This is a genomic window from Anoxybacillus eryuanensis, from assembly GCF_051200995.1.
GTDB lineage: Bacteria > Bacillota > Bacilli > Bacillales > Anoxybacillaceae > Anoxybacillus > Anoxybacillus tengchongensis.
In genome coordinates this window covers 1-7,386 of the sequence record NZ_JBPODS010000026.1, presented here as the reverse complement: position 1 = coordinate 7,386, position 7,386 = coordinate 1, and the positions used below count along the sequence as shown (strand labels likewise).

The 7,386-nt window shown below is 39.8% G+C and carries 10 protein-coding genes and 1 pseudogene; 5 read left to right on the top strand and 6 right to left on the bottom strand.

What is annotated here, in order from left to right; translation table 11 throughout:
* Positions 1-85 precede the first annotated feature (85 nt).
* A complete protein-coding gene (locus tag HNQ84_RS14185) occupies positions 86-460 on the bottom strand; it encodes a hypothetical protein (RefSeq protein WP_435622457.1) in 375 nt (124 codons plus the stop codon).
* On the bottom strand, positions 457-1,431 hold the full coding sequence (locus HNQ84_RS14180; protein WP_435622456.1) for a ParA family protein: 975 nt from the start codon (positions 1,429-1,431) through the stop codon (positions 457-459). The genes HNQ84_RS14185 and HNQ84_RS14180 overlap by 4 nt, the downstream gene beginning before the upstream one ends.
* Positions 1,432-1,607: 176 nt before the next feature.
* Between HNQ84_RS14180 and HNQ84_RS14175 the strand changes: the two genes are divergently transcribed.
* The 5 genes from HNQ84_RS14175 (at position 1,608) to HNQ84_RS14155 (ending at position 4,034) form a co-directional block, all read left to right on the top strand.
* A complete protein-coding gene (locus HNQ84_RS14175; protein ID WP_435622455.1) occupies positions 1,608-1,901 on the top strand; it encodes a hypothetical protein in 294 nt (97 codons plus the stop codon).
* A gap of 89 nt (positions 1,902-1,990) precedes the next feature.
* Positions 1,991-2,362 carry an iron chaperone gene (locus HNQ84_RS14170; protein ID WP_435622454.1) on the top strand — a complete coding sequence of 124 codons (372 nt, stop codon included), beginning with the start codon at positions 1,991-1,993 and terminating at the stop codon, positions 2,360-2,362.
* A gap of 141 nt (positions 2,363-2,503) precedes the next feature.
* On the top strand, positions 2,504-2,983 hold the full coding sequence (locus HNQ84_RS14165; protein ID WP_435622453.1) for a DUF2975 domain-containing protein: 480 nt from the start codon (positions 2,504-2,506) through the stop codon (positions 2,981-2,983).
* Between the two features lie 10 nt (positions 2,984-2,993).
* Positions 2,994-3,209, top strand: coding sequence for a helix-turn-helix domain-containing protein (locus HNQ84_RS14160; RefSeq protein ID WP_043967042.1), 216 nt, complete (start codon positions 2,994-2,996; stop codon positions 3,207-3,209).
* 15 nt (positions 3,210-3,224) lie between these two features.
* Positions 3,225-4,034, top strand: a complete 810-nt coding sequence (locus HNQ84_RS14155) for a DUF817 domain-containing protein (protein WP_435622452.1) — start codon at positions 3,225-3,227, stop codon at positions 4,032-4,034.
* Positions 4,035-4,047: 13 nt separating this feature from the next.
* Here the strand turns inward: HNQ84_RS14155 and HNQ84_RS14150 are convergent, their stop codons facing one another.
* The 4 genes and pseudogenes from HNQ84_RS14150 to HNQ84_RS14135 all read right to left on the bottom strand — a co-directional run.
* Positions 4,048-4,875: an MBL fold metallo-hydrolase gene (locus HNQ84_RS14150; RefSeq protein WP_435622451.1), complete on the bottom strand. Its 828-nt coding sequence runs from the start codon at positions 4,873-4,875 to the stop codon at positions 4,048-4,050.
* 99 nt (positions 4,876-4,974) lie between these two features.
* Entirely contained in the window at positions 4,975-5,313 is a 339-nt protein-coding gene (locus HNQ84_RS14145; protein ID WP_435622458.1) for a DUF779 domain-containing protein, read from the bottom strand.
* A 45-nt stretch (positions 5,314-5,358) separates the two neighbouring features.
* Complete coding sequence (gene adh / locus HNQ84_RS14140) at positions 5,359-6,879, bottom strand: aldehyde dehydrogenase (RefSeq protein ID WP_435622450.1); 1,521 nt, start codon at positions 6,877-6,879, stop codon at positions 5,359-5,361.
* Between the two features lie 200 nt (positions 6,880-7,079).
* Positions 7,080-7,386 (bottom strand): annotated as a pseudogene (locus tag HNQ84_RS14135) (hypothetical protein); the annotation flags it as partial.

Sequence of the window (7,386 nt, the reverse complement as noted above, 5' to 3'; positions counted from 1 at the left end):
TCTTGCGTCATTGATCTTGATTGAACCGCCGTATACGGAACCGTACGTACGGTGGTGTGAGAGGACGGAGGTTAATCACCTCCTCCTACTCGATTTTTTGTAATTTTCGATTTGCCATTTGACTATATAGTTCAGAAAAACTGCAATGGGTGATAATCGATTCAATCAATAGTCGTTTTGTTTCTCTTTTTTGCAACTTTATATTCATTTGTGCCCCGATATGAAGCAGTTGTTCTTTTTTAAAAGACATTAAAAACGTTGTTGCTTCCTCTTTATTCATGTTTTTTATTTTTTTTATGACGTTTGCATAGTCCGTTTCTTTTGTTGCTTGTTTTTTTATCGTTTGCTTTTGTAACTTTGCAGAAAGATCATCTAACATCTCATCCACTGTGCAATGTTCGTAATGTTTTAAAATAACGAGCGCTTTTTCTAACATATGTGTTAATGTTTTTACGTTCATACGACAATTCCTCCGCCAATTCGGTTTAAAAATTCAAGCGTCATTTTTTTCACGCATTCGCTCTGTTTCGCTCGGTTGTTTTCAACGGCAAATACAGGATAACTTAGCGTCGATGCTCGCGTGATGGCATCACCGTATGGTAAATAGCTGTTAAATATCATGTCAGATGAAAGCGTGCGTTTCAATGTATTGATCATATTTTCTTGTGTTTGTTTTGGCTGATTTCCGTATTCGCGAATGAAATTGAGGACGATTCCGATGAGTTTTGTATCGCTATATTCTTTTGAACTAGATTGAAACCTTTCGTTTAATTCATCTACTTTATTTTTAATGGCCGAGATGCCGTATGAAGACAGCCGATCAGGGATAGCAGGAATTAAATAATAATCGCTCGCATAGAGCGCATTTTGCGTAATGTAATTTAAATTTGGTGGACAATCAATAAAAATAAAATCATACTCATGTTTCACTGTGTTTAAAATATGGTGAAGCATTTGAAATTTATAAATGTCCGAACCAAATAAATGGTCTTTAAAATGAGGCCGTGAATAAACAGCAATATCCATGTCTGTATGAATGAGTTCAGCGTGTGCCGGAAGCAAATCAATATGTTCATACACTTTCTCATTTTTACTTCGCACGCACGCTTTTAAAATAAAGTCGTTTACATCAATTTGTGGATATTCATTTTTTAAATAATGTTCAATTAAATCTTTCAACGTACCGATCGGTGGCGTTTCTTGATAGGCTAACTGTTCAAACCGCTCTGGTGTTAAACATGAAATGGATAGATTACATTGTGCGTCCGCATCCACCAATAACACTTTCGGTTGAGATTGTTCAAGACCGAATAGCTCTAATTCGTCAGATGATAAATGTTGTAGTCCGGTCGCTAAATGATGGGTCACAGTCGTCTTTCCCACTCCGCCTTTCCAGTTGATAATACTAATTACTTTTGCCTGTCGCTCCACGATGATCGCCTCCTGTTGTATATGGACGGTTTATTTGTATGAGAGAAGATAAAAAGTTATGACGGATTGTTTGCAGAGGAGTGATTAGAAGGGGGCTTACTTGACATATTGTTTTATGTGATAATTGTTATAGTAACAAGGATACATGTGATATGTAATCATGGGAGAGTGTGAGAGTGGAACAAAAAGAACAACGGTTATTTTCTTATGAAACGTATGAGCCGAACCACTTTGACTTGATTATATGCTGGGATGAAAGTATATTTTTGGTTACAAACGGAAAATGGTTTGGTCCCACTGCGTATCTTTTTTTTGGAGGAACGATGTATTTAAAATATCAAGCCACATCGCTTGAAGAGGTCGTTCGATTGATTCATAAACATCATGAAATAAAAGATGTGAAAAGAGGGCGGTGGACGGTTATTAAAAATATTATCAAGCTACAACTAGGCTTTTCAATCAATTGGTAAGAAAGAAGTTCATGTGGCTAAAAAGCTTCATATTTCGCTACACAATGTTTATTGATATGGTAAACAAACGAGGGAGGAATACTTTACTTATGGAAGTTTTTAAACAATATTTAGCAAGGATCGACAACGTTGACCACCGCAATCGAACAGAGGAAATTTTACGGTGGGTTTGTGATACATTTCCACAGTTAAAACCACAAATCAAATGGAATACACCTATGTTTACCAACCATGGCACATTTATTATCGGTTTTTCCACAGCAAAACATCATTTAAGTGTGTCACCCGAAGAAGCATGCATGACGCGCTTTGCCGATGAAATCGCTCAAGCTGGCTATAGCGCGACAAAAGGATTGTTTCGAATTCCGTGGAATGAACCGGTCAATTATGAATTGTTAGAGAAAATCATTGAATTTAATATTCAAGAGAAAGCAGATTGCACAACTTTTTGGCGAAAGTAACAGAAATAAGCATTTCTCAAAAAAGAGAAGTGCTTTTTTTGTTTTAAAATAAAAAAATAAATTAAAACAATAATTATTTATTGTAAAACGATAAATAATGTATTAAAATGAAGTGGAAATTATGGAAGTGAGGTGCTTGTTGTGAAGCGAGAAACACTTTTTTTAAAAATCGCTATTTTTATAATCGGCGCTCCTGTTGTTGCGCTATGTGTATTTGTCTTGCCTAAGTTTCCTAACTTTTATGCGGAGTGGTTACCGGAATTAGCGTATTTGCGCTATCCAATAGTTATCTTTTTTTATATTACCGCTATTCCGTTTTTCTTTGCGTTGTATCAAGCGTTCAACATTTTAACTTATATTGATAAAAACGAAGCGTTTTCCGATGTATCTGTAAAAGCGCTAAAGTATATAAAACATTGTGCCGCTGTCATTAGTTTATTGTATATCGCAGGCATGCCGTTCTTTTATCTCACCGCCGATTTAGACGATGCCCCAGGAATTATCATTATTGGATTAATGGTAGTTTTTGGAGCGTTAGTCGTTGCTGTGTTTGCGGCGGTGCTACAAAAGCTTTTACAAAAGGCTATCGAGATCAAATCGGAAAATGACTTAACGATTTGAGGTGAATCACATGGCGATTATTGTTAATTTAGATGTTATGCTGGCGAAGCGGAAAATGAGTGTGACCGAGTTGTCAGAAAAAGTAGGAATTACGATGGCGAATTTATCGATTTTAAAAAACGGCAAAGCAAAAGCGATTCGGTTATCGACGTTAGATGCGATTTGCAAAGCGTTACAGTGTCAACCTGGGGATATTTTAGAATATCGAAGCGATGACGAGATGTAATCGGAGGCAAAAGCGATGAGATCATTGATTCAACTCGTTCATTTTGGCTGGCAACAAGCGTTATCTTGTTTGTTTCCGGTTGTCATTTTTGCCTCGTTAGCGGTGACAAAAATGGTGCCGCTCCCTTTCTTGCCACGTTATGATTGGCTACTTATCATTTGCCTTTTCATGCAATGGTGGATGGTGCGTGTGGGACTAGAAACGCGAGATGAACTAAAAGTGATTACGTTGTTTCACCTTATTGGGCTTGCGCTTGAACTGTTTAAAGTGCATATGGGGTCTTGGGTTTATCCAGAAGAAGGGTATGCTAAAATTTTCGGTGTGCCTTTATATAGTGGCTTTATGTATGCAAGTGTGGCTAGCTATCTTTGCCAAGCGTGGCGACGGTTAAAGGTGGAGCTCCTCAAATGGCCGCCGCTTTCGCTCGTTGTTCCGCTAGCTGCAGCGATTTATTTGAATTTTTTCACCCATCATTATTGGATGGACGTTAGGTGGTGGTTAATTGGACTTGTCATCATCGTCTTTTGGTCGTCATCGGTCACATACGAGGTAAACGGCACGCGTTACCGTATGCCGCTCGTCCTTTCTTTTTTACTTATCGGATTTTTCATATGGATCGCCGAAAATATTGCCACGTTTTTTGGCGCTTGGCAATACCCGAACCAAGTGGATACATGGAGTTTTGTTCATCTTGGAAAAGTAAGTTCTTGGTTTTTATTAGTTATTGTAAGCTTTCTCATCGTTGCGACGTTAAAGCAGGTGAAAGAAAAAATTCCACAAACAACGATGATGGCGATTAGGATAAGGCAAATTAGCGAACAGTAATCGTCACTGTTCGCTAATTTTTTTTTTTCATATAATGTTCTTCAATCACCGAACGAACGATATGGAAAGAACTCCATTCGCCTAGGGAAAGAAAGGTGATTGGATATTTCTTTGGAAAAAGGGCAGATTGTATTTGTTTTAATGTCGCTCCTTTTTCATACAAATCAATAATTTTTCCTTGAAGTTCTTGTAAATAATGAAGTTTTCGTTGTAAGGCGGAGCGCCCGTCTTTTACATAACCTGCGTGGGCGCAAAACATTTCGTTAAAATCGTACGTTAATACTTTTTTTAATGATTCAATTAATGTAGGAACGCTTTCTTCGCGCAAGATGACTTTTGTTTTTTCGAGGCAGTATAAGTCTCCTGTAAAAAGTTGTCCTGTTTCGCGATGAAGAAATGCGAGATGGTCAACAGCATGACCAGGTGTATGAATGACATCCCATATCGCATGGCGTGTAGAAAACGTGTTTCCAATCGGCTTCGCTTGGAAAGGAGGGCGGTTTCCCCAAAAAAACTTGCGATATATCGGATAATCTGCCTGTTTACGACAATAATCAATCATGATCTCATTCATATAAATCGGCAGTTGTCGTTCGTTTTGGAAAAACGCAGCACATCCTGTATGATCTTCATGAAAGTGAGTAATCACCACTTGATCGATGTCTAATGACTTAAAAAACTTTTTAAATTCATTTGCTAATGAAGCTGCTCCTGTATCAATCAACACGCCGTCTGTAGCAAAGCAATGCACCGCTAATCGTACCCCTTGAAACGTTAGCGTGCCTTTGGCGATATGTACGCCAGAAACAGTTTCTTGTTCGAACCTTTTCTTTAATAGCATGTTATCTCCCCCTCGTTTTTATTATAACAAAAAAGAATGAATATTCATTCATTTCGGGTTATTTCGTAAAAATAAAAAAGAAGCTGCCTTAAAGCAGCTCTATGAATCAAGCACTTTTGATCTCGTTAAAAAACGTATCCCCTCTGATCCCTCAAGTGAAAACATACCGCCGCGACCAGGTACAACATCAATAATGAATTGTGTATGTTTCCAATATTCGTATTGAGCAGCGTGCATATAAAATGGGCATCCTCCAATTTCCCCAAGCAACACGTCTGAGTCACCGATCATAAACTCTCCTTGCGGGTAACACATCGGTGAACTTCCATCGCAACAGCCGCCCGATTGATGAAACATAAGCGGACCGTACTTTGCTTTTAATTGTTCAATAAGTTGCAGTGCAGCATCGGTCGCGATCACTTTCGGTTGCATGTGCATCATCCTTTCAAAAAAGGCAGCGCTTTGGAGACGCTGCCTGAACGATTAGAAAAATCCAAGTTTTTTCGGCGAATAGCTAACAAGCAAATTTTTCGTTTGTTGGTAATGATCGAGCATCATTTTGTGCGTTTCGCGACCGATTCCTGACATTTTATATCCGCCAAACGCTGCATGGGCCGGATAAGCGTGATAGCAATTTGTCCACACGCGTCCAGCTTGAATGCCCCGACCAAAGCGATAGGCTGTATTCATATCGCGCGTCCATACACCAGCACCTAGTCCGTATAATGTATCGTTTGCGATGGACAACGCTTCTTCTTGATCTTTAAATGTTGTGACAGATACAACCGGGCCGAAAATTTCCTCTTGGAAAATGCGCATCCGATTATGTCCCTTAAAGACGGTCGGTTTCACATAATAGCCGCCTTGTAAATCTCCTTCTAGCATATTGCGTTCGCCACCAATGAGGAGTTCAGCCCCTTCTTGTTTGCCGATATCAATGTATGACAAAATTTTCTCTAGCTGTTCGGATGAAGCTTGGGCGCCAATCATTGTACTCGTATCGAGCGGATTGCCTTGTTTAATTTGCTTCACTCGTTCTAAAGCCCGTTCCATAAACACATCGTAAATGGATTCTTCGATTAACGCGCGTGAAGGGCATGTACAAACTTCTCCTTGATTTAAAGCGAACATCGTAAACCCTTCAAGCGCTTTATCGAAAAATTCGTCATCTTTTGCAGCGACGTCAGCGAAGAAAATGTTTGGTGATTTTCCGCCAAGCTCAAGTGTGACCGGAATTAAATTTTGAGATGCATATTGCATAATGAGACGTCCTGTTGTCGTTTCGCCGGTAAAGGCAACTTTCGCAATTCGCGGGTTCGAAGCGAGCGGTTTGCCAGCTTCAAGACCGAATCCGTTGACGACGTTGACAACGCCTTTTGGTAATAAGTCTTGAATTAACTCGATTAGCACAAGAATCGATGTTGGAGTTTGTTCTGCTGGCTTTAATACGACGCAGTTACCAGCAGCTAAAGCAGGTGCAAGTTTCCAAGCGGCCATTAAAATCGGGAAATTCCACGGAATAATTTGTCCGACAACTCCGAGCGGCTCCTTAAAATGATAAGCAACGGTATCGTCGTCAAGCTCCGCTAATGTGCCTTCCTCAGCGCGAATGCAACCAGCAAAGTAACGGAAATGATCAATGGCTAAAGGAATGTCAGCGGCACGCGTTTCACGAATGGGCTTTCCGTTTTCCCACGTTTCCGCTACAGCAAGCATGTCTAAGTTTTCTTCCATTCGGTCTGCGATTTTGTTTAACAGACGTGCACGTTCAGCGACAGATGTGCGGCCCCATGTTTCTTTCGCCGCATGAGCAGCATCGAGCGCTAATTCAATATCGGCTGCTTTCGAGCGAGGAACTTCGCAATATACTTGTCCAGTAACGGGCGAAATATTTTCAAAATATTCACCGTCAATGGGAGGTACCCATTCTCCTCCGATGAAATTTTCGTATCTTTTCTTGAAAGTAATGAGCGAACCAGGTTGTCCAGGTTGGGCGTAAATCATTTGAATTCCTCCTTTTGTATCCGTTTTCAAAAAAAACGATAGATGACCGAGTCTGATACAAATGATATGTGTCGATTTGGCGAAATATGATATGTTTTTTACTAGAGAAAATTCGAGTGGACTTTGTATTGTGGATTTTAGGAAACAAGTATATTTCAAATGGTAGATTAGGGGAAAATAAAAAAGGGGGAGCCCCCTTTTTATCTTACAAAACGAATCCAATATTCATGATTACGTTGTTCGAGAGCGATGCCACGCCATCCGTCCGTAAGTAATGTTTGTTGTTGAGAAATATCATCCATGCGCACCGAAATGTATTCGCGCCACGTTCGTTTCGTTTCATTGCGCGTTTTGACAAAAATATAGCGAAGACGGTGACCGTATTTTTGTTTTAGAGCGGCAATTTCCATTCCTGTTGAATGACAAAAAAGTCGGGTACTTGACAAAAAAGTCGGGAACCGGACAAAAAAGTTGGGTACCGAACAAAAAAGCCGGGAACTGAAAGCC

Bases quoted from the DNA above. Each gene is read 5' to 3' on its own strand.
- HNQ84_RS14160 (WP_043967042.1), top strand. From the start codon at position 2,994: ATGGCGATTATTGTTAATTTAGATGTTATGCTGGCGAAGCGGAAAATG.
- HNQ84_RS14170 (WP_435622454.1), top strand. From the start codon at position 1,991: ATGGAAGTTTTTAAACAATATTTAGCAAGGATCGACAACGTTGACCAC.
- adh (WP_435622450.1), bottom strand. From the start codon at position 6,879: ATGATTTACGCCCAACCTGGACAACCTGGTTCGCTCATTACTTTCAAG.
- HNQ84_RS14145 (WP_435622458.1), bottom strand. From the start codon at position 5,313: ATGCACATGCAACCGAAAGTGATCGCGACCGATGCTGCACTGCAACTT.
- HNQ84_RS14150 (WP_435622451.1), bottom strand. From the start codon at position 4,875: ATGCTATTAAAGAAAAGGTTCGAACAAGAAACTGTTTCTGGCGTACAT.
- HNQ84_RS14155 (WP_435622452.1), top strand. From the start codon at position 3,225: ATGAGATCATTGATTCAACTCGTTCATTTTGGCTGGCAACAAGCGTTA.
- HNQ84_RS14185 (WP_435622457.1), bottom strand. From the start codon at position 460: ATGAACGTAAAAACATTAACACATATGTTAGAAAAAGCGCTCGTTATT.